Here is a 19,614-nt window from a genome sequence, read left to right on the forward strand (position 1 = left end):
CCGCTATCCCTCCGAACGTTCAATATATTGGACCAATGCGTTGAGACCCAATTCATAACCGTACGCGCCGAACCCTGCAATTTGACCGATCGCTACCGGAGCGATCACGGAAACATGACGGAACGATTCCCTTTTATGAATGTTGGAAATATGTACTTCAACCACCGGTATATTGACAGCACTTACGGCATCGCGGATGGCATAGCTGTAATGCGTAAAGGCACCCGGGTTGAACAGGATACCGTCCTTTGTCCCGTAAGCCGCGTGAATACGATCAATCAGTTCGCCTTCATGATTGGACTGGAACGCTTCAAGCCCTACTCCAAGCTCTTCCGCCAGCTTGGACAGCCGGTCCGTTATCGATTGAAGCGACAGCGCACCGTAAACACCCGGTTCCCGAATACCGAGCATATTCAAATTGGGCCCGTTCAATAACAGTATTTGTTTCATCCGATTTCCCCCCAACCGATCAAACAGCACATACCTATCTATTTTACCATACTTTTCTCCGGTTTGAGAACTTTCATCAATCCCCGCGTTAATGTGATAAATAACCGTTAATGGGGTGTCGGCTGATTACGTTTATTGTCGAACGGTTCACGTATCCGCTCATCTGTAAATTCAAAGCTGATGGAATACCCAATGAACAAGCCCCACAGTAAAAACAAGCTGCAATCGGTCAAAATCGTATTCCAACCCAGTAAGGTGATCCGGTCCATCATACTGGTGAGTGGTCCAATGAACAAATACAGGACAGCCCACCATACGAGGCCGTAGCCCAGACCATACCAGGGACCCTTCGCTTTGGCAAGCAGCAGCGTATACAGTATGGCCGCGGCTATAGAGAAAAGGATATAAGCCCCCCACCCCAGAAGAGTGCCCTGCCATGTCATAAGGTAGGAATGCCTGTAGAAGGGCTCGATCAAAAAAGCCGGAGACAGCGAGGTAAAGTGAAAATAGTGCTGGACGATTTTCAAGCCGCCCCAGAACAATCCTGCAAAAAAACCGATGTACAGCGAAAAAAACCACTTATTGGTTACGGGTTTCGTTTCATTATCGTTCGCATGCATTCCGCTGAGCCTCCCGTTGTACATTCCGAATAATCCTTAGTATGTTCAAAAGTCCCATGGATAAACAAGTAGCATTATCCGATCCGATTCGTTACAATAAAGCTGAAGGATTCCTGTTCCTACACCATTCCTAACTTATTCAAATCAGAAGAAGGTGCATCGTTTTGTCGGAAAAGCAGCAGAATGCGGTTTACGGCGGCCAAGCCGTCATTGAAGGCGTCATGTTTGCAGGTCAAAAGGTTCATGTAACGGCAGTACGCCGTAAAGATAACACCATTCATTTTCTAGAAGTTCCCAAAAAAGAAATCGGCTGGGTCCAGACGCTCAAGAAAATCCCTTTCATCCGGGGCATTGTAGGAATCATCGAGGCAAGCGCAAAAGGCTCTCAGCATTTGAATTTCTCTGCTGAAATGTTTGCGGAAGAAGACAGCGGCACAAAGGAAGAAAAGAAGGAAACGTTCGCCAGCAAAATGACAATGATTCTTGGCGTCGCGTTCATAGGCATTCTTTCCTTTTTATTCGGCAAATTTGTTTTCACGCTTGTTCCAACGGCGATCGAACAGCTTTTGTTCGGTAAGATGTTCGAGAATCAAATCGGTCACAATCTGATTGAAGGCCTGATCAAAATCATTTTATTGATAGCTTATATTTATTTCATTTCCCTGACTCCCATGATCAAACGCCTGTTCCAATACCACGGGGCCGAGCATAAAGTAATCAGCGCTTACGAAGCCGGTGTAGAATTAACGGTAAGAAACGTACAAAAGTTCAGCACGCTGCATTACCGCTGCGGCAGCAGCTTTATCGTTTTTACAGTGATTGTCGGCGTGGTGATTTACTCGTTCTTTCAATATGATTCGTTCGTTGAGCGGATCATTCAGCGGATCGTTCTGATTCCCGTGGTTATTGGCGTCTCCTATGAGGTTCTGCGTTTCACTAACAGCTTGCGCGATGTTCCCGTACTGAGGTACCTCGGTTATCCCGGACTTTGGCTGCAGCTTCTTACGACCAAAGAACCCGATGATTCGCAAGTGGAGGTATCGATCGCTTCATTCAACCGCATGAGGGAACTCGATAAGCAAATGCAGGGTTAAACGCTTTTACAGTTCCATCAACAAAAGGAGGGTTTGGAATGAGACACCGCAACAGCACGATAGCCTATGTCATCTTCGCGTTGGTCGCCATCGGCATTTTGTTCACCGTTCTAACCAGACCGGGTACCCTGATCATCCCGCTTCTGGTCTTCGGGAGCATCTTCTTGCTGTACAAATACCCGCCTAGCCGCTGGCGCAGCAGATCGAAATCGTTCAGTCCGCCCCGGTTCAGCAGCAGTAAAACCAAGCGCAGAAACGCCACCTTCCGGGTGATCAACGGCAGCAAGGACAGTTCCGACGAACCGCCCAAATACCACTAAAATACAGAGTCGTTACCCTGCAGCAGGTCATTTGAACCTGCTGTTTTTTATGCGCGGGCTCTCGGATCAGCATCTTTATTTTGCCGCATCATCCGGCATACGTGGGTCACATAGTTCTGCTTGTAGTCCGTAAGCTTCCACTTGCCGAAGAAAGCGCGCGTTGCTTGCAGGCCGGATTCGAACAGCTCCAAGCTTTGCTCGGGAGTAATATCGAAGTCGGTATTGCTTACACCCAGCGTCGGGATTTTAACCGTACGGAAACGGTTATGCTTTTGAATATACCGTTCGTCACGGGCATCCAGCATCGTCGAGAAAAGCGCGCGCATCATACTAAGCGGACCGTAAATTTCATTCGGCTTACCCGAACCGCGGCCTACAAGCTGAAATCCGAGGGTAGGGATCATCTGATCCAAAGACGGCTCCTCCTCTGAATCAAACAGCCAAAGCGGAAAGTTGCTAAGCAGCCCTCCATCCACTATGTAAACGAATTGATCCGCAAAGTTTTTATCGAAGCGCATCTTTCGGTTGGCCGCTTTACGTATGATGACAGGATCGAAAAAATAAGGGATGCTCGTGCTCATCCGGACGGCTTTAGCCACCAGAAAACGTTTCGGATCCACCCCGTATTGGGCAATATCATCCGGCAGAACAAGCAGCCTGCGGCTGGAAATGTCAGAAGCAATAATCCGCAGTTGATTGTGTTTCAAATCCCCGAACGTTCGAATGCCTTTAGCCAGCAGCAGCCCGTAGATCCAATGCTCAAGCGATTCACCGGAAAACAGCCCTTTTTTTATAAACAATCTGGACAAGGGACCAATGAATTTGGTATCGAAAATGGCCGACCGCTTCAAAAAAAAGCGGAATGGTGTAGCCTCGATCACTTCCCGCAACTCCTCAGCCTTATATCCGGCCGCTACCAAAGAAGCGACGATGGCACCTGACGACGTTCCCGCCACCTGATAAAATTGGTGACCCAGCTCCTCCACACCGGCTACCGCACCGGCCAGAGCAATACCTTTTACTCCCCCGCCTTCGAATACGGCATTGATTCTCACCCCGCATCCCCTCTTCCCGCAAACAGTCTCACAGAGTATGTATGAGAGTACAGATTGTACATATGCGGGCGTCCAATAAAATAAGCCCCGACATTATGTCGGAGCTTTTCTTACGCCTCTTCCAATTCTCTTTTGAGCCGCATTAAATCCTCGGCCCGGGAGGCATCCCGTTTAAAATATTCCAGCAGCGTCTCGATGCAGGTGATGGATTCCCAGCTGAGATGATGCTCAATACCTTCTACATCTTTATAAATATGCTCATCGGAAACGCCGATCAGCGTCAAAAACTCTTCCAAAAGATGATGTCTGTCTACCAGCCGCTTGCCGACTCTCTGTCCTTTGGATGTCAGTACCAGACCGCGGTATTTCTCATAAATCAGATAATTATCTTTATCCAGCTTCTGAATCATCTTGGTTACTGAAGAAGGGTGAACCTCCAGCCCCTCGGCAATGTCGGATACGCGAGCATAGCCTTTCTCATCAATTAATTTATATATTTTTTCCAAATAATCTTCCATGCTCGGTGTGGCCATTGACGTTCCTCCTGTACTCCAAGACAATCTCGTTTATTTTAATGATACACTGTTTCTTTTTCACAAGGCAAGTCCCTTAGAATGTCCGACTCACTCGTCATTTCCCATGTGTGAGAACTGGCGGGAAGGGTACCCTAAGGTCATTATAAGCGTTCTTTACTATATCACAGCAGCCATAGTGAAGCAAGCCCAAGATCATTTTGAAGGAGGTAAACCATGGCAACCGTGCTGTCTCCGCCCGTTCGGGGAACGCAATTGTTTATTCCCGAGCTCGTTTACTTTGAGCCGGATGCATTGGAATATCCCAAAGGGCAAAAAATCCTTGAATGGGCCAAGAAAGAAGGCTTGCCTATTCATATGACTACTTCGCACAACCGGATTACGAACCTGCCAGGCGAAGGCGAACTGGAGAAATACCGGATCGCCAAAAGAACGCTGGTCGTCGGGATCCGCAAAACATTGACATTCGATACGTCAAAGCCGTCCGCGGAATATGCCATCCCCATTGCGACCGGCTGTATGGCGCATTGTCATTACTGCTATTTACAAACCACCCTGGGAGCCAAGCCTTATATTCGCGTTTATGTCAATATGGATGATATTTTAAATCAAGCCAAGCGGTATATCGATGAACGGGCGCCGGAGATTACCCGGTTTGAAGCCGCATGTACTTCAGATCCTGTAGGTCTGGAGCATATCAGCGGATCCTTGAAGGAAGTCATCGAATTTATGGCGAAGGAACCGCTCGGCCGGCTTCGTTTCGTCACCAAGTTTCATCATGTCGAGCCGCTGCTTGACGCCAGGCATAACGGTCACACCCGTTTTCGGTTCAGTGTAAACGCTGATTATGTCATCAAGCATTTTGAACCGGGTACCTCGAGCTTCCAGGATCGGATCACAGCTGCGGGCAAGGTGGCTAAAGCAGGGTATCCGCTTGGCTTTATCATCGCCCCGATCATTTGGCACGACGGGTGGGAGGAAGGCTACGGCGAGCTTTTACGCAAATTAAAAGAAACCCTTCCGCCGGAAGCGACCTCTGATTTGACCTTTGAATTGATCCAGCACCGGTTTACCAAAACCGCCAAAAAAGTCATCCAGCGCCGTTATCCCAGGACCAAGCTGGAGATGGACGAAGAGAAGCGAAAATATAAATGGGGGCGCTGGGGACAAGGAAAATACGTATATCCTGACGAAAAAGCGGATGCGCTCAGAGCATACATTACCGAGCAAATCTTCACCCATTTTCCGCAGGCGAATATCGATTACTTTACCTAAAAGAACTCAGCCCATCCAGGCGGGGGTAATTTGCTGCAGCCAAATCGTAATCCTTGTCATTTGGTCGGTATAAAGCAGAATCCCGATGAAAATCATCAGCCCCCCGCCCACTTTCATCAAGGTGGAGGAATAGCGCAAAATCCAACGGGTCGAGCCGATAAAAAATGCCAGGATAAAAAACGGAATGGCAAACCCCAGCGAATAGGCGGTAATAAGCGGAAGCCAGGAATCAGGCTCTGTTGCCGCCAGCATGAGGATCGAGGACAGAATCGGACCAATGCACGGGGACCAGCCTGCGGCAAAGCCGATACCGATCAAAAGCGACCCGATATAGCTTGCCGGCTTGGTTCTTACCTTCATCTTATGCTCCCTCAGCAGCCACTGCGGCTGAAAGATACCCAGCATAAACAAACCCATGGCAAAAATAAAAATAGCGGACAGCTGCCGCATCAAATCGCGGTAATCGATAAACAAATTGGCAATGGCGCTCGCGCCGAGTCCCAAGCTGTAAAACACGATCGAAAAGCCGACGATAAAGCTTAACGTATGGGTAACCATTTTAAACCGAATTTCACGCGTCGTTTGATCGCTTTTTAACTGATTGACCGAGACACCTGTAATGTAGGACAAATAAGAAGGATACAAAGGCAGACTGCATGGTGAAATAAAGGATAAAAAACCTGCCCAAAGCGCAATCCAGATATTCAATTCCACAGGTCATTCTCACCCCTTTACGGTACTAAGACCTTAATCCTCTTTTGACAAACAAAATGCAGATCAGCATGAAAATCAATACAAGCACGACCGTAGCCCCGGGAGCCAAATCCCAGATGCCCGCCGATGCCAAGCCGATCAGAACCGCCGTCTCCGCGAATAAAATCGACCAGAAGATCGAGTGCTTGAAGCTTCGTGCGACAAACAGGCTGCATGCGACCGGAATGGTCAGCAAAGAGGATACCAGCAGCGCGCCGACAATCTTGATCGAGACGCTGATCACCAGCGCCGTCAGCATCGTGATCATGATGTTATAGAAGCGCAGCGGCAGACCGCTGACTCCCGCCGCATCCTCGTCGAAGAACAGCAGAAACATTTCTTTATAGTTGATCAGCACAAACGCCGCGACAAGAACAGCTACGCAGCCGACCACCCACAAATCGGTGCTGTCCAACGTATAGATGCTGCCGAAAAAGTAGCTCATGACGTTAATGTTAAAGCCTTTGCCTATCGTAAAAAGAAACGTAGCGAGAGCTATACCTCCCGACATGATAATGGCAATCGACAGCTCCGCGTACGTTTTGTAGGCCTTGCGCAGCCATTCGATAGCAAAAGAAGCAAGCAGCGCAAATAACAGCCCTACTCCAATCGGGTACACGTTGATCAAGAACCCGAGGGCCACTCCGGCAATGGACACGTGAGCGAGCGTATCCCCGATCATAGACAGACGGCGAAGCACCAGAAATACCCCCATAAGCGGAGCCGTCAATCCGATCAGCAGGCCGCCAAGCAGCGCCCGCTGAAAAAAATATTCCGTAAATATATCCAACCCTTTTCTCTCCTATCTTCTGAACCAAACCTGCCGCCGCGCCGCAATGCTTATGTCAGTACTTCCATCGTTTCTCTGAGCTGCTGCATAGAGTGGGTCAGATCCGTTTCCCTGCAATTCTCCGGCTCATGCGTGTGCTTGACATAGAAAGACAATCCGCCGTTCTTCTGGGCCGGCTCGCTCCCGAGATACGATTTCATCATATCCATATCATGTGAAACCATAATAAATGTAATATGATGATGCTGGTGCATATGACGGATCATACGGAAAAACCCGGCTTGCGTCTCCGCGTCGATTCCCACAGTAGGCTCGTCCAAAATGAGCAGCTCCGGATTATTCACGAGCGCCCTGGCGAGAAATACCCGCTGCTGCTGGCCTCCGGACAATTGACCGATCCGACGGTCAGCCAGATCCTCGATCCGCATCGCATACAGCGCATCGTCGCATTTATTCCGCTGCTGCTTCGTCAGCCTCCGGAACATGTTTTTCTTTCCGAACAGGCCGGAGGTGACCACCTCCCGGACGGTTGCCGGAAACAGCGGGTTAAGCGCATTCTTCTGCGGTACATACCCGATCCGTTCCCAATCCCGGAAATCCTTGATCGACTGGCCGAACAAGCGAATCTCGCCGGAGGTGGGCTTCAGCAGGCCGACGATCATTTTGAGCAGCGTCGTTTTGCCGGCTCCGTTAGCGCCGATCAGGCCGACAAAATCACGCTCGAGAATCGAATAACTCAGGTTTTGAATCACCGTTTTATTTTCATAAGAAAAAAAGACGTCATCGATCGTAACGATCTCCTGATGACATCCGGATTGAGCATTGTTCAGCATAGCAAAGCTCCTTAGTCGAAGGTCTCCCTTCTATTGTAATGCTTTTAATAAATTATTCAAATTGTTTTGCATAATTGACACATAATCCTCACCTTGCTTGACCTGTTCCTCCGTCAGTCCTTCGATCGGATTGAGGACAAGCGTTTCCACTCCCGCATCGTTGGCCAGCGTCCGGGCCATCTTGTCGGAGACCAGTTCCTCAAAGAATATATATTTGAGCTGGTTGTCTTTTATGAATTTAAGAATGGCCTGCATATCCTTTGAGGTAGGCTCGGCGTCCGCCGTCAGGCCCATGATTGATTTTTGTACCAGGCCGTACTCCTTGGCCAAGTAGCCAAACGATTGGTGCGTCACGACGATTTCTTTCTTGGAGGTGCCTGCCAGCTTCTCTTTGTATTGGTTATGCAGCTCATCCAGCTGATCCGCGAGCTTTTTGAAGTTGGCTTCATAGTCCGCCTGATTCGCCGCATCCACTTTGATAAGAGCGTCTTTCACATTTTGCGCGATGATCTTGGCATTAACCGGGCTTAACCAAACGTGAGGATCCATTCCCGACTCATTATGTTCGTCTTGATGCTCATCCTCGTGCTCGTCTTGGTGCTCATCCTTATGGGCATCCTGCGCAGCGTCGTCATCATGTCCATCGCCTTTTTCCTCATGGCCATGATCATGTCCGTCCTCCGTACCCGGGATGAGCGTAATCCCTTTGCTTGCTTCCACGGCAGTCATACCGGACTTCTGATCCAGGCTGCTTAGCGTCTGATTGACCCAGCCCTCGAAACCCGCTCCCAAATAGATAAACAGATCCGCCTTGGACAAATTGGACATATCCTGACCCTTAGGCGACCAGTCATGAGGTTCAACTCCTGTAGGAACCAGATTGATGACATTCACATGCGCTCCGCCGATTTTGGAAGCAAAATCATACAGCGGATAGAAGCTTGCAACCACATTGATTTTCCCGTCCTCCATGGCTTGCTTCGGCTGGCTGCCGGTGCAGCCCGATAATGCGATGGATAGCATGAGAACAAGAATAAATGGTACAACCGTGCGTTTGTATATCTTTTGAAAAGACATCGGCAAGTCACTTCCCCCTTATGTAAATCGTAATTATTTTTATTATGAATCGACAACGATGATTATACCCCCCTCCCTGCCGGGTTGTCAACGGTAAATGTAGAAATTACGATTGAGCGGTCATATAAAAAAAGACCCTACGGCCGGCTGATCTAACCGGTCCGTAGCGTCAATTGATCGGAGAATGATTTATTCAATTTCAACCGTTCGCCGCTGAACCTTCAAGCAAAGTCCGGGCGCTTTGATACACGTTCCCGGATTCCGGTGATGAACAACCTTATTTGACCACGGACCCGTTCGGAATCGAATCGGAAACTGTCGCTAAAGTTAATTGATCCCCTTGAGAGGCTGCCAAAATCATCCCTTGGGACAGCTCCCCGCGCAGCTTGACCGGCTTCAGGTTGGTTACACAGATGACTTTGCGTCCGATCATCTGCTCCGGCGTGTAATATTGGGCAATGCCGGAGACGACCTGCCGCTGCTCGAAACCGAGGTCCAACTGCAGCTTCAGCAGCTTGTCGGCTTTCTTTACCGGCTCCGCAGCGATGACCTGCGCCACCCGCAGCTCCACCTTGAAGAAATCGTCGATGGAGATTTCCGGAGCCTTTTCCTCTTCCGCTTCACCCGTTGACGAGGTTGAGGGCGTTTCCGGTTCAGCCGCCTTCGTCCCTCCGCCCATCGAATTGGCGATATAAGCGATCTCTTTCTCCGCTTCAAGGCGCGGGAACATGACCTCGCCTTTGACCACTTGCGTGCCGGAAGGCAATGTTCCGAACTTGTAGATGGTCTCCCAACCGGTGAGGGACTCTCCTTCGATACCCAGCTGCCGCCACATTTTGCGCGGCGTTTCGGTCATGAACGGCTGCAGCAGTACGGAAACGATGCGCAGGGACTCCGCCAGACAGTACAGCACCGAACCAAGCACAGGCCGCTTGGCCTCGTCCTTCACCAGCAGCCACGGCTGCGTTTCGTCGATATATTTGTTCGTACGGCTGATCAGCTGCCAAATCAGGGTCAATGCCACGGAGAATTCAAGCTTCTCCATCGCTTCCTCCACTTTGGCGACCGAAGTGCGGACGGTCTCAATCAGGTTTTTATCGTATTCCGTAGCTCCCTCAATGTAAGGCTGCACGATGCCGTTAAAATATTTGTCGATCATCACGACGGTTCTGCTGAGCAGGTTGCCGAGGTCGTTCGCCAGATCAAAATTGACTCTTTCCACGAAGCTTTCCGGCGTGAATGTCCCGTCGGCTCCAAACGGCACTTCCCTCATCAGGTAATAGCGCAGCGCATCCAGGCCGTAGCGGTCAATAAGGGTGACCGGATCGACGACATTCCCTTTGGACTTGGACATTTTACCGTCCTTCATTAGGAGCCAGCCGTGGCTGAATACCTTTTTGGGGAGGGGCAGGTCCAGCGCCATCAGCATGATCGGCCAAATAATCGTGTGGAAACGTACAATTTCCTTGCTCATCAGATGCACGTCCGCAGGCCAGTACGTTTGAAAACGGCTTTCGTCCCCGCTGCCGTACCCAAGCGCCGAAATGTAGTTGGACAGCGCATCGATCCACACATAAATCACGTGCTTCGGATTACCCGGTACACGGATCCCCCAATCGAAGGTGGTGCGGGACACCGCCAAATCCTCAAGTCCCGGCTTGATAAAGTTATTGATCATCTCATTACGGCGAGATTCCGGTTGAATAAAATCCGGATTTTCCTCATAAAATTGGACCAGCCGGTCGGCATATTTGCTCAGCCGGAAGAAATAGCTTTCCTCCTTTACCCATTCCACCGGACGTCCGCAGTCGGGACATTTGCCGTCCACCAGCTTATTTTCCAGGAAGAACGATTCGCACGGCGTACAGTACCAGCCCTCGTAATGGCCCAGGTAAATGTCGTCCTGCTCCATCAGCCTGGCGAATATTTTCTCTACGGCTTCCTTGTGCCGCGGTTCGGTCGTGCGAATGAAGTCATCATAGGAGATGTCCAGCTTTTTCCACAAATCCTTGATTCCCGCGACGATATCGTCTACGAATTGCTGTGGCGTTTTGCCCGCTTCTTGAGCTTTGCGCTCAATTTTCTGCCCGTGCTCGTCCGTCCCCGTCAAGTACATGACGTCGTAGCCGCGTAGCCGTTTGTACCGTGCGACGACATCACCGGCCACCGTGGAATAGGCATGTCCAATGTGCAGCTTGTCACTCGGGTAATAAATCGGCGTTGTGATGTAAAAACTTTTTTTCTTCGTTTCGGACATGAAGGTTACCTCCCAAAATAGTAAATTGCAATCTTATTCTCTGCGGCAGCTTTATTTGTACAAAAAAAGCCCTCATCCCTTTGGGACGAGAGCTTCTGCTCACGCGGTACCACCCAACTTTCCCCGAACATGTTCGTTAGCAGACGGATGACCATCCGCTGCACGCCGTTCGAGGCTCAGCGGTCGTTGACGACCTTCCGTTAACGCCGGAATTACGATGAAAGCTAGCCAGAGGCATCTTGTCATGACCTGCGCACTTGTACGTGCCAAGTGGCGGTACAGGCGATACGATCCATCGGCTCACCTTCATATCCTCCAGGACCATTTTCCTCTGCATCGGCCCACCGGTTCTCAGCTCCTCCGGCTCTCTGTGCGGCTTCACGCAAAAGTACTTATCCGTTCATGGGATGTTAAGCCAAATATATCGAAAATCCCCTGCCCGTGTCAAGGCACATGATCTACGCCCCCTGGATGAAACGGGTGGCATTTGCATATCCGTTTGACAGCAAGCCATGACCCGCGTGCCGCCCCATGGCGCTCCAGCGCTTCCAGCGCGTAGGCGGAACAGGTGGGATAGAATCGGCAGGTCGGCGGCTTCAATGGAGAGATGAACTTCCTGTAGAACAGCACCCCGCCCCGCAAAACTTGCTTCACCATCGGCGCAGCTCCTTTGCTTTAGGACCGGCAATCGGCCAACGTATAATTTCATGATGCCGCATGATGGGTGCCATGTCAAATCGATCGTTTAAGGATCCGGCGGCATCTTTTCTTCTGCATCACTAAGCTGAAAATCAGCTTAACAGGCTGCGATGCCGCCATTTTTCCCGCTGTTAGATTGATTTTCAGCTTCACAGAGCCCGATCCCGGAATAATTAAGCACCGGATATTTACAGTTCCTTCCACATCCAGGCTGACGCCAAGCCCCAAGCCGCTCCAAGACAAGCCGTCCTCTCATCCGAGTGCAGCCCTCTGCTCCGCCTCTGCCAGCTGCTATTATGCATGGCCGTTTCTAGGCCTCGCTCCTTACCGTTTCCTCTACCGCTTTGCCTGCCGCAATCTCACGCAACGCGACCCGGCTGCTCTTGCCCAGGCGCCCGTTTTGGTAATCCAGCATCCGGCCGGCGCCTAATGCCGTGCAGTCCATCGGCTGGTCCGCAATATGCACCGGCACTCCGGTTTCCTTCTGTATCCGCTCGTCCAGTCCGTGAAGCAGCGCACCGCCGCCGCAGAGCAATATGCCCCGATCCATCACATCGCCGGCCAGCTCCGGCGGGCATTTCTCCAATGTCACCCGGATCGCTTCGAGAATGGTCATCAAGAAATCGTCCATCAATGAAGAGATTTCACTAGAGGTCAAGTGAAGCGAACGCGGAAGCCCGTCGATCAGGTCGCGTCCTCTGATATCCATACCTTTCTTCTCGCCATCCGGGTCCAGCACCGATCCGATCCGTATCTTGATTTCTTCAGCCGTCCGCTCTCCGATAGCCATATTATAGGTGCGCTTAACATAATCGATGATATCCTTGTCGATGGACATGCCTGCCCGCCGCACGGTATGACTCACTACAATCCCGCCTAGCGAAAGAACCGCCACCTGGCTTGTTCCGCCTCCGATGTCAAGCACCAGGCTGCCGATAGGCTCGTCCACCGGCAACCCGGCGCCCAGCGCCGCGGCAAGCGGCTCCTCCACCGCTACCGCCTTCTTTGCCCCTTTATGTATGACCGTTTCCTCTACGGCACGCTTTTGCACATTCGTAATCCCGCACGGCACCGAAATATACACCTGCGAGCTTCGAAACCAGGGAGCGCGCCCCTGAACCTTTTTCACAAAATGCTGCAGCATCGCGCTGGTCACATCAAAATTGGCGATCACACCGTCCATAAGAGGGTAAATAATATCGAGGTTGCCCGGCGTACGCCCGATCATCGCCTGCGCTTCTGTTCCAACCGCAACAATCTCTCCCGTATCCTGACGAATCGCCACCACGGACGGCTCACGCAGAACAATCCCTTTCCCCTGCTGATAAATGACCGTGTTGGATGTACCCAGGTCTATTCCATAAAGCATATCAAATCGTTTTAACATGACGAATTTCCTCCTTCAAGGGCTGTATGAATGGTGGGCAACCGGAGCTCGAATACGGTGCCTTTGCCGATTTCGCTTCGTACGGAGATGGTTCCCCCGTGTAAATCCACGAGCTCACGAACAATCGCAAGCCCCAGGCCGGTACCCCGGTTCTTTTTGCTGCGTCCCCGGTCTACCTTGAAAAACCTCTCCCAAATCATCTCCTGATCATCCGGCGAAATGCCGATGCCCGTATCCGAAACGCAAAGCTGAATAAACCCCGGTTCACTCCGGGCCTTTAACGAGATGCGGCCGTCTTCCGTAAATTTGACCGCATTTTTCACCAGATTTTTCAAAATTTGCTCCAGCCGGTCAGGGTCCGCATAGGCTTTGGGCAGCTCCTCTTCCGCGGACACCTCAATGACCGTGTTTTTTTCGGCGGCCTCCGGCTCAAAAGTCGATGCCACATGCGACATCACCCGATAAACATCGACCGGGCTTCGGGCCAATGTAATTTCGTTATTTTCCAGCTTGATCAGATCCATGATATCGTCCACCAGCCGGTTCATATGCAGCGTTTCTTTATAAATGATATCGTAATATCTGGGCTTGGCCGCATGATCGATCAGATCGTCCTGCAGCGCCTCCAGAAATCCCTGCATCGCCGTCAGCGGCGTCCGCAGCTCATGGGATACATTAGCGAGAAAATCCTGCCGGATCTGCTCCAGCTTTCTTTTTTCATAATCGATCTTCTCCAGTTTTTCTGCCATTTGATTTATCGTCGCCGCCAAATCGCCGATTTCATCCTTCGACGGAATATTGATCCGCTCGCCGTAGTCGCCGAGTCCGATTTTGGACGCAACCTTATCAATTTCACGCAAAGGACGGGAAATCGACCAGGACAAATAGGAAGCGATCGCTGCGGACAGCATCATTCCAAGCAGCGTAACCCACAGAATCGTCTCCCTCATGCTTGTAATGGTCTGGTTCATGCCGACAACCGGCGCATGCAGAACGATCCCCCCATAGACGACATCGTCCTTTCCCCAAGGGACGGCAACCGACAGCATGGTTTCTTTCAGGCCTTCAAATTGCAGATTTAACGTGGCATCCTCGCCTTGGAGCACTTTCCGAACAATGGAAGGCTCCACGGATTTCCCGATATATACTTCATCTTTACTGGATGTAGCTACAATGCGGCCGCTGCGGTCAAAGGTCCAGATTCGCGTATCGAACGACTGGTCAAAAAAGATCAGCAAATCCTTCATGCGCTCATCGGATTGCTGAAAATTTTGAATGGTCAGATTCACGCGCTTGGCCTTGCGAAGCAGTTCCTCCCGCTGAGTGTCGACAATATAATCCTTGGTCCAAAAAGATAAAAGCAATCCGACCGCACACAGTCCAAGCAGTACCGTAAGCATGTAACTGAACAACAGCCGCCGAAAAATGCTCTTATGTACGCCGAAAATCATCGTTCCGCCTCAAATTTATACCCGACGCCCCATATCGTCTGGATACAATCCTTTTTATACGGATTAAGCTTCTCCCGCAGTTTCTTGACATGCACGTCTACCGTGCGGATGTCACCGATAAAGTCATAGCCCCACACCTGTTCCAGAAGCTGCTCCCGGGTGTACACCGTTCCCGGAGATTTGGCCATGTGCGTAAGCAAATCGAACTCCTTCGGACGCAGCATAATTTTTTCTTCCCCTACCAGCACCTCGCGACGATCCGGATGAATCGACAAACCGTCAAACGTATAGGTTTGTTCCTGTTCCTCCGAACTTTTTCTAGGCTGCATGCGCCGAAAAATCGCCTTAATGCGCGCGACAAGCTCCCTCGGGCTGAACGGCTTCGTAACATAATCGTCTGCGCCAAGCTCAAGTCCGAGCACCCTGTCGATCTCCTCGCCTTTAGCCGTCAGCATGATGATCGGAATATCATAGCGTTTCAGTATTTCGCGGCACGCCTCGTACCCGTCCATCTTGGGCATCATGACGTCCAATATAATAATGTCCGGAGATTCTTTTTCTACCATCTCCAGCGCGGCTTCTCCGTCCTGGGCTTCCACCATCTCGATATGCTGCTTTTCGAAATAGAGCCGGATGATCTCCCGTACATTTGGATCGTCATCGGCTACAAGCACCTTCCAGGGATTCATCAATTCAGCTCCTTTTATATATATTGAAGTCCCTATCCTATAGGATTCTCTTGAGCCTTTGAATTTGCGGGGGGAAACAAGAAAAAGGAAGCTATTTCCTCATGTCGGAACATGATGGAAACAGCCTCCAGGGGATCTTACTTGGCTTGTGGAGATTCCGTCGTACCAGCGTCACCGGCACCATCATTCACTTCCGGTGCCGTGGACGGAGAGTCTGTGCTTAAGTCACCTTTGTTGGAGTCCGGTGCAGGTGCGGGGGTCATTGTTCCTGTATCGCCAGACGGCGTTGAGTTCGAAGGAACGTCGCTACTTGTTCCCCCTTCGCCTGAGCAGCCGGAGAGCAGCCCTAATATCAACATTCCGCCCAGCACACATACAAACCATCGTCTCATGCTCTAGCTCCTTTCCAGAATCGGTGATCGCCTTACAAGCTTTAATATAAGATAAAAACATGTTCAAACTGTGTTGAAACCTTGACCGGAAGTTTAAATAAGTATGATCAAACGGTGAACATTTCGTCCAGACGACAGAATTTGAGCATTTCTAACGAATTCTATAAAAGTGACGATCGAGCGATTTGCTCCAGGACTAACGGCTGCGCAGTATGATATGGGGACTTAGAGGAGCTGAATGCTCTCAATACATATTTCCGAATCACAACATCATAACCACATTGTCATGGAGGGTGAAGACCGTGAACAATTCCAAAGATTTCGTAAAAAATCAATTGAATAAATGGAAGAACGCCGCAGCAGGGCTCCTTTCATCGGGAGGGGAAGCCATGGATACGCATGCCGTTGAACTGGAGCCCGAATATTACGAGAAATGCCGGCAAATGGCCGAAGTACAGAACACAACCGTATCCGCTGTAGTCCATTATATGATTGAGCAATATTTTGCCGGCCGTTCACAAGATACCTTGTTCCAAACAACGGCAGATCAGAAAGACAAAAATCCGCTGCTCCAGCTCGACGCGCTAACCAGGCGTAAAGCACCTTATACCCCAGAGGAGGCACAGGAATATGATCTTACATAACGATGCGAATCTTAAGCAGGACATCTTCTTGGAGCAATCCGCCCTGATGGCATTTATGAATCCGGAAGATCCTTATTATTTGAAGGCACGCACGATTTTCTTCGATATACACGATTTGGATCGGCGTCTGGCGACGACCAACTATGTTATCTTTGAAACGCACCAATGGCTGCGAAACCATTTTGATTTTGCCGATGCGCAATTTTTCCTGAACACCATTGACAAAGCCGTGCAGCAGGGCGTGCTGACCGTCATTCCGGGAAGCCCGGAGCTCGAGCAGGAATCCAAGCGGCTCATCCTTGACTTTCCGAAATCCCAGTTCTCGCTGAATGAAGCCATGACGGCTGTCGTGATGCTGTCTTACCAGTTGAAACGGATTTTCACATTTAATCCAAACTACGCCTTTCTGACCACACTGGACCGGGAGATCAGGCTGCTCCCCAGCATGTGGTAACGTAAATAAGCGCCGCCCCCCGATTCACAGTCTTGCACTGTGACCGGGGGCGCTTTTTATTTACAGCCGCAGTCCCGCCGCAGATCTTTACAAAATAAATATCATAAAATACAGGAACATTATGGCATATTTTGCGTCTAAATGAACGTCACAGCTTTAACGGAAGGAGTTTCGTATGTTCAAGAGAAAGCCGTTCCCGGTGCTCTTTTTTCGAGATATCATTTATTTCCCCATGACTTGGAGATTTACTAACGATGCCTTTGGCTGGAATACGGCATGGGATCAGGTCAACGGATATCGTATCAGCGCTTGTGGTTCGCTATCGGAAACCGCTGAGCAGAGAAATAAGGAGCAGTTGGTTCAAAACAACTTAATCAACGGAGGGCTTCTTGCGGTAAGTGGGGATTGGATCTATACGAATCCCTCCAGCTCGACTCCTTCCCTTGCCCGCTGGTCCATAGATGGAAGCAGCCGGATGAAGCTGTCGGATGATAATGCAAGGTCTATCAACGTTGTAGACGACTGGATATATTATACCGTATAAGACAAGGCCATTATCGACGGTCAATACGAGTACACGGGGATTTATCGAATACGTCAGGACGGCAAGGAAAGAACAAGGATCTCTTCCGTTCAGGCCTCTCACATCGTAGTGAATCAAAATTGGATTTACTACCTGAATGCCAACGATACGGGAATTAGCCGAATGACAATCGACGGAACCGGGCATACCCGAGTGGATCATGCATTGAAAGCAACGCAGCTCTATGACGCCGATCCCTTCTTCTATGTAAGAACACATGTATTAAACAGCACGGATGAGGTCATCACACGTACGGGTGAAGCAGGAAGCTAAGAGTATGGCAGCAGGTATGCTTTATTCGGTGTACATTTGATATGCCGTATGCTATCCTTTATGACAAGTTTATCAATGACCATGAATTGAGGCGAAGTGGAGAACGCCATCGGCGGCTTGCGGAAGTATTCACGGCTGCTGCGCTGAATTCAGCTTAGCAGCTCGCCCTGCCACCGCTGCCGTCGTTCAAACGGCAAAAAGACCGCGTCCCCCAAAGGAGACGCGGTCTTTTATCCCAGTACGACGCGGTCGTCGGCGAATTTCGCGCCGCGGATGCGCTCGAATTCGTGCAGCAGCCCTTCTACGGTGAGGCCCTGCTTCTCCTGCTCCGGCACATCCAAAATGATGCGGCCCTTGTCCATCATGATCAGCCGGTTGCCGAGCCGGATGGCCTGTTCCATGTTGTGCGTGACCATCAACGTCGTCAGCTTCAGCTCGGAGACGATCTGCTCGGTCAGCGTGGTGATGAGCTCCGCCCGCGAAGGATCCAACGCGGCGGTATGCTCGTCAAGCAGCAAAATGCGGGGCTCCGTGAAGGTCGCCATGAGCAGGCTGAGCGCCTGACGCTCACCGCCGGACAGCAGACCGACCTTCGCGCTCAACCGATCCTCCAAGCCAATGCCGAGCCGGCTAAGCTGCTCCTTGAACATCTTCCTCTTCTTCACGTTCACGCCGATCGAAAGTCCTCTGGGCTTGCTGCGCGCGTAAGCCATGGCCAGGTTCTCTTCTATCGTCATCGTTGGAGCGGTGCCTGCCATCGGGTCCTGAAACACGCGGCCGATCCATGCCGTACGGCGATGTTCCGGCAGGGCTTCGACTTGCTTCCCGTCAATCCATACTTTCCCCAGATCCGGTGTCATGACTCCGGATATGATGTTCATCAACGTAGATTTGCCGGCGCCGTTGCTGCCAATGACAGTAACGAAGTCTCCGTCCTTCAAGTTCAGGTTAATCCGTGACAAAGCCACCTTCTCATCCGGAGTTCCCGGATTAAACAGCTTCGATACGCCTTCGATCTTCAGCATCAGATGCCACCTCCCCGCGCAACATCGGCAGAGCTGGCCTGGTCCAATTCAGCCGCTCTTTTGCGGACAAGCGCTTTTTGGCGCATCGATGCGCGTATCATCGGCAGCGTCAGAGCAATAATGACGATCAAAGCGGTCATCAGCTTCATGTCCGTTGCCTCCACCCCGACGCGCAGCGCCAGCGCTACGATGAGGCGGTAAACGACAGCTCCTAACGCGACCGCAAGCGTCGCGCGAACCACGGTCCGTGCGCCGAACAGCGCTTCACCGATGATGACCGAGGCCAGACCGATAACGATCATCCCCACACCCATCGTAATTTCGGTAAAAGCCGAGTACTGCGCGATCAATGCGCCGGACAAAGCTACAAGTCCGTTGGACAAGCTGACTCCGATGATGATGGTGTTATCCGTATTAACTCCGAAGCTGCGGATCATCCGCGGATTGTCACCGGTTGCCCGAAGAGCAAGACCAATATCCGTACGCAAAAACCAATCGAGTGCCAGCTTGATGACCAATACGGCAATCGGCAGGACGATCAACAGCTTCACGTTCGTAAGCAGCGTATCCATACCGAGCATAGGGATATTGGATTTATCCATAATCCGGAGATTAATGGAATACAGCGCAATCATCATCAAAATCCCGGCAAGCAGTGCGTTAATTTTCCCTTTCGTATGCAGCAGACCTGTACAAACTCCTGCGATCAGCCCACCGAAAAATGCCGCTATCGTAGCAATGACAGGCGAACCGCCGCCAGTAATCATGACTGCGGCAATGGCCCCGCCGGTAGTAAAGCTCCCGTCAACCGTCAGGTCGGGAAAATTCAAAATCCGAAACGTAATGTAAACCCCCAGAGCCATAATGGCGTAGATCATACCTGACTCCAGAGAGCCTGTTAATGCAAGAAGCATTGATCCATCCCCCTGTAAAGAATGAAGAGTGACCCCCAAATGAATA

21 protein-coding genes and 1 pseudogene are annotated in these 19,614 nt (G+C 50.7%); 6 read left to right on the top strand and 16 right to left on the bottom strand.

Annotated elements, in window-relative coordinates; all coding sequences use genetic code 11:
- Positions 1-3: 3 nt before the first annotated feature.
- Together aroQ and IJ22_RS12155 are read right to left on the bottom strand one after the other, a co-directional pair.
- Positions 4-450, bottom strand: coding sequence for a type II 3-dehydroquinate dehydratase (aroQ, locus tag IJ22_RS12150; RefSeq protein ID WP_054818829.1), 447 nt, complete (start codon positions 448-450; stop codon positions 4-6).
- A gap of 107 nt (positions 451-557) precedes the next feature.
- Positions 558-1,070, bottom strand: a complete 513-nt coding sequence (locus IJ22_RS12155) for a YqhR family membrane protein (protein WP_062408993.1) — start codon at positions 1,068-1,070, stop codon at positions 558-560.
- Between the two features lie 164 nt (positions 1,071-1,234).
- On the opposite strand from IJ22_RS12155, the gene IJ22_RS12160 reads away from it, so the two are divergent.
- Complete coding sequence (locus IJ22_RS12160) at positions 1,235-2,164, top strand: DUF1385 domain-containing protein (protein ID WP_062408994.1); 930 nt, start codon at positions 1,235-1,237, stop codon at positions 2,162-2,164.
- Positions 2,165-2,202: 38 nt separating this feature from the next.
- A complete protein-coding gene (locus IJ22_RS12165) occupies positions 2,203-2,484 on the top strand; it encodes a hypothetical protein (protein ID WP_062408995.1) in 282 nt (93 codons plus the stop codon).
- 47 nt (positions 2,485-2,531) lie between these two features.
- On the opposite strand, the gene IJ22_RS12170 is transcribed toward IJ22_RS12165, so the two are convergent.
- Complete coding sequence (locus tag IJ22_RS12170) at positions 2,532-3,539, bottom strand: patatin-like phospholipase family protein (protein WP_062408996.1); 1,008 nt, start codon at positions 3,537-3,539, stop codon at positions 2,532-2,534.
- 110 nt (positions 3,540-3,649) lie between these two features.
- Entirely contained in the window at positions 3,650-4,072 is a 423-nt protein-coding gene (mntR, locus tag IJ22_RS12175) for a transcriptional regulator MntR (RefSeq protein ID WP_054818827.1), read from the bottom strand.
- A gap of 216 nt (positions 4,073-4,288) precedes the next feature.
- Here mntR and splB point away from each other — a divergent pair, with 216 nt between their 5' ends.
- Complete coding sequence (gene splB, locus IJ22_RS12180) at positions 4,289-5,347, top strand: spore photoproduct lyase (RefSeq protein WP_062408997.1); 1,059 nt, start codon at positions 4,289-4,291, stop codon at positions 5,345-5,347.
- Positions 5,348-5,353: 6 nt separating this feature from the next.
- Here the strand turns inward: splB and IJ22_RS12185 are convergent, their stop codons facing one another.
- The 10 genes from IJ22_RS12185 to IJ22_RS12230 all read right to left on the bottom strand — a co-directional run bounded on the left by IJ22_RS12185 (position 5,354) and on the right by IJ22_RS12230 (position 15,283).
- Positions 5,354-6,061: a cytochrome c biogenesis CcdA family protein gene (locus tag IJ22_RS12185; protein WP_062408998.1), complete on the bottom strand. Its 708-nt coding sequence runs from the start codon at positions 6,059-6,061 to the stop codon at positions 5,354-5,356.
- A 25-nt stretch (positions 6,062-6,086) separates the two neighbouring features.
- Complete coding sequence (locus tag IJ22_RS12190) at positions 6,087-6,890, bottom strand: metal ABC transporter permease (protein ID WP_062408999.1); 804 nt, start codon at positions 6,888-6,890, stop codon at positions 6,087-6,089.
- Between the two features lie 50 nt (positions 6,891-6,940).
- Entirely contained in the window at positions 6,941-7,723 is a 783-nt protein-coding gene (locus IJ22_RS12195; protein WP_054818825.1) for a metal ABC transporter ATP-binding protein, read from the bottom strand.
- A 30-nt stretch (positions 7,724-7,753) separates the two neighbouring features.
- Positions 7,754-8,800 (bottom strand): metal ABC transporter solute-binding protein, Zn/Mn family, encoded by a 1,047-nt coding sequence (locus IJ22_RS12200; RefSeq protein ID WP_054818840.1) that lies wholly within the window; start codon positions 8,798-8,800, stop codon positions 7,754-7,756.
- Positions 8,801-9,077: 277 nt separating this feature from the next.
- Positions 9,078-11,057: a methionine--tRNA ligase gene (gene metG / locus IJ22_RS12205; protein WP_062409000.1), complete on the bottom strand. Its 1,980-nt coding sequence runs from the start codon at positions 11,055-11,057 to the stop codon at positions 9,078-9,080.
- Between the two features lie 444 nt (positions 11,058-11,501).
- The gene (gene yidD, locus IJ22_RS12210; RefSeq protein WP_082660780.1) at positions 11,502-11,714 is read right to left on the bottom strand and encodes a membrane protein insertion efficiency factor YidD; all 213 of its coding nucleotides are present in this window, start codon (positions 11,712-11,714) and stop codon (positions 11,502-11,504) included.
- Positions 11,715-11,789: 75 nt separating this feature from the next.
- Complete coding sequence (locus IJ22_RS12215) at positions 11,790-11,999, bottom strand: hypothetical protein (RefSeq protein WP_054818824.1); 210 nt, start codon at positions 11,997-11,999, stop codon at positions 11,790-11,792.
- Positions 12,000-12,066: 67 nt separating this feature from the next.
- Positions 12,067-13,143 carry a rod shape-determining protein gene (gene mreB, locus IJ22_RS12220; protein ID WP_062409001.1) on the bottom strand — a complete coding sequence of 359 codons (1,077 nt, stop codon included), beginning with the start codon at positions 13,141-13,143 and terminating at the stop codon, positions 12,067-12,069.
- Complete coding sequence (locus IJ22_RS12225) at positions 13,137-14,594, bottom strand: sensor histidine kinase (protein WP_217437283.1); 1,458 nt, start codon at positions 14,592-14,594, stop codon at positions 13,137-13,139. The genes mreB and IJ22_RS12225 overlap by 7 nt, the downstream gene beginning before the upstream one ends.
- A complete protein-coding gene (locus IJ22_RS12230; RefSeq protein WP_062409002.1) occupies positions 14,591-15,283 on the bottom strand; it encodes a response regulator transcription factor in 693 nt (230 codons plus the stop codon). The genes IJ22_RS12225 and IJ22_RS12230 overlap by 4 nt, the downstream gene beginning before the upstream one ends.
- 694 nt (positions 15,284-15,977) lie before the next feature.
- Between IJ22_RS12230 and IJ22_RS12235 the strand changes: the two genes are divergently transcribed.
- The 3 genes and pseudogenes from IJ22_RS12235 (at position 15,978) to IJ22_RS26755 (ending at position 17,629) form a co-directional block, all read left to right on the top strand.
- Entirely contained in the window at positions 15,978-16,319 is a 342-nt protein-coding gene (locus IJ22_RS12235; RefSeq protein ID WP_054818823.1) for a hypothetical protein, read from the top strand.
- Complete coding sequence (locus IJ22_RS12240; RefSeq protein WP_054818822.1) at positions 16,306-16,773, top strand: type II toxin-antitoxin system VapC family toxin; 468 nt, start codon at positions 16,306-16,308, stop codon at positions 16,771-16,773. The genes IJ22_RS12235 and IJ22_RS12240 overlap by 14 nt, the downstream gene beginning before the upstream one ends.
- Positions 16,774-17,005: 232 nt before the next feature.
- Positions 17,006-17,629: pseudogene (locus IJ22_RS26755) on the top strand (DUF5050 domain-containing protein).
- A gap of 230 nt (positions 17,630-17,859) precedes the next feature.
- Here IJ22_RS26755 and IJ22_RS12250 read toward each other — a convergent pair.
- Both IJ22_RS12250 and IJ22_RS12255 read right to left on the bottom strand, forming a co-directional pair.
- Positions 17,860-18,654, bottom strand: coding sequence for an ABC transporter ATP-binding protein (locus IJ22_RS12250; protein WP_062409004.1), 795 nt, complete (start codon positions 18,652-18,654; stop codon positions 17,860-17,862).
- Positions 18,654-19,568, bottom strand: coding sequence for an ABC transporter permease (locus IJ22_RS12255; RefSeq protein ID WP_062409005.1), 915 nt, complete (start codon positions 19,566-19,568; stop codon positions 18,654-18,656). The genes IJ22_RS12250 and IJ22_RS12255 overlap by 1 nt, the downstream gene beginning before the upstream one ends.
- Between the last annotated feature and the right edge of the window lie 46 nt (positions 19,569-19,614).

It is taken from the genome of Paenibacillus naphthalenovorans, assembly GCF_001465255.1.
Classification (GTDB): Bacteria; Bacillota; Bacilli; order Paenibacillales; family NBRC-103111; genus Paenibacillus_G; species Paenibacillus_G naphthalenovorans.

Bases quoted from the DNA above. Each gene is read 5' to 3' on its own strand.
- IJ22_RS12155 (WP_062408993.1), bottom strand. From the start codon at position 1,070: ATGCATGCGAACGATAATGAAACGAAACCCGTAACCAATAAGTGGTTT.
- IJ22_RS12250 (WP_062409004.1), bottom strand. From the start codon at position 18,654: ATGCTGAAGATCGAAGGCGTATCGAAGCTGTTTAATCCGGGAACTCCG.
- mreB (WP_062409001.1), bottom strand. From the start codon at position 13,143: ATGTTAAAACGATTTGATATGCTTTATGGAATAGACCTGGGTACATCC.
- splB (WP_062408997.1), top strand. From the start codon at position 4,289: ATGGCAACCGTGCTGTCTCCGCCCGTTCGGGGAACGCAATTGTTTATT.
- yidD (WP_082660780.1), bottom strand. From the start codon at position 11,714: ATGGTGAAGCAAGTTTTGCGGGGCGGGGTGCTGTTCTACAGGAAGTTC.
- IJ22_RS12240 (WP_054818822.1), top strand. From the start codon at position 16,306: ATGATCTTACATAACGATGCGAATCTTAAGCAGGACATCTTCTTGGAG.
- IJ22_RS12225 (WP_217437283.1), bottom strand. From the start codon at position 14,594: ATGATTTTCGGCGTACATAAGAGCATTTTTCGGCGGCTGTTGTTCAGT.
- IJ22_RS12200 (WP_054818840.1), bottom strand. From the start codon at position 8,800: ATGTCTTTTCAAAAGATATACAAACGCACGGTTGTACCATTTATTCTT.
- IJ22_RS12230 (WP_062409002.1), bottom strand. From the start codon at position 15,283: ATGAATCCCTGGAAGGTGCTTGTAGCCGATGACGATCCAAATGTACGG.
- aroQ (WP_054818829.1), bottom strand. From the start codon at position 450: ATGAAACAAATACTGTTATTGAACGGGCCCAATTTGAATATGCTCGGT.
- IJ22_RS12255 (WP_062409005.1), bottom strand. From the start codon at position 19,568: ATGCTTCTTGCATTAACAGGCTCTCTGGAGTCAGGTATGATCTACGCC.
- mntR (WP_054818827.1), bottom strand. From the start codon at position 4,072: ATGGCCACACCGAGCATGGAAGATTATTTGGAAAAAATATATAAATTA.
- metG (WP_062409000.1), bottom strand. From the start codon at position 11,057: ATGTCCGAAACGAAGAAAAAAAGTTTTTACATCACAACGCCGATTTAT.
- IJ22_RS12165 (WP_062408995.1), top strand. From the start codon at position 2,203: ATGAGACACCGCAACAGCACGATAGCCTATGTCATCTTCGCGTTGGTC.
- IJ22_RS12195 (WP_054818825.1), bottom strand. From the start codon at position 7,723: ATGCTGAACAATGCTCAATCCGGATGTCATCAGGAGATCGTTACGATC.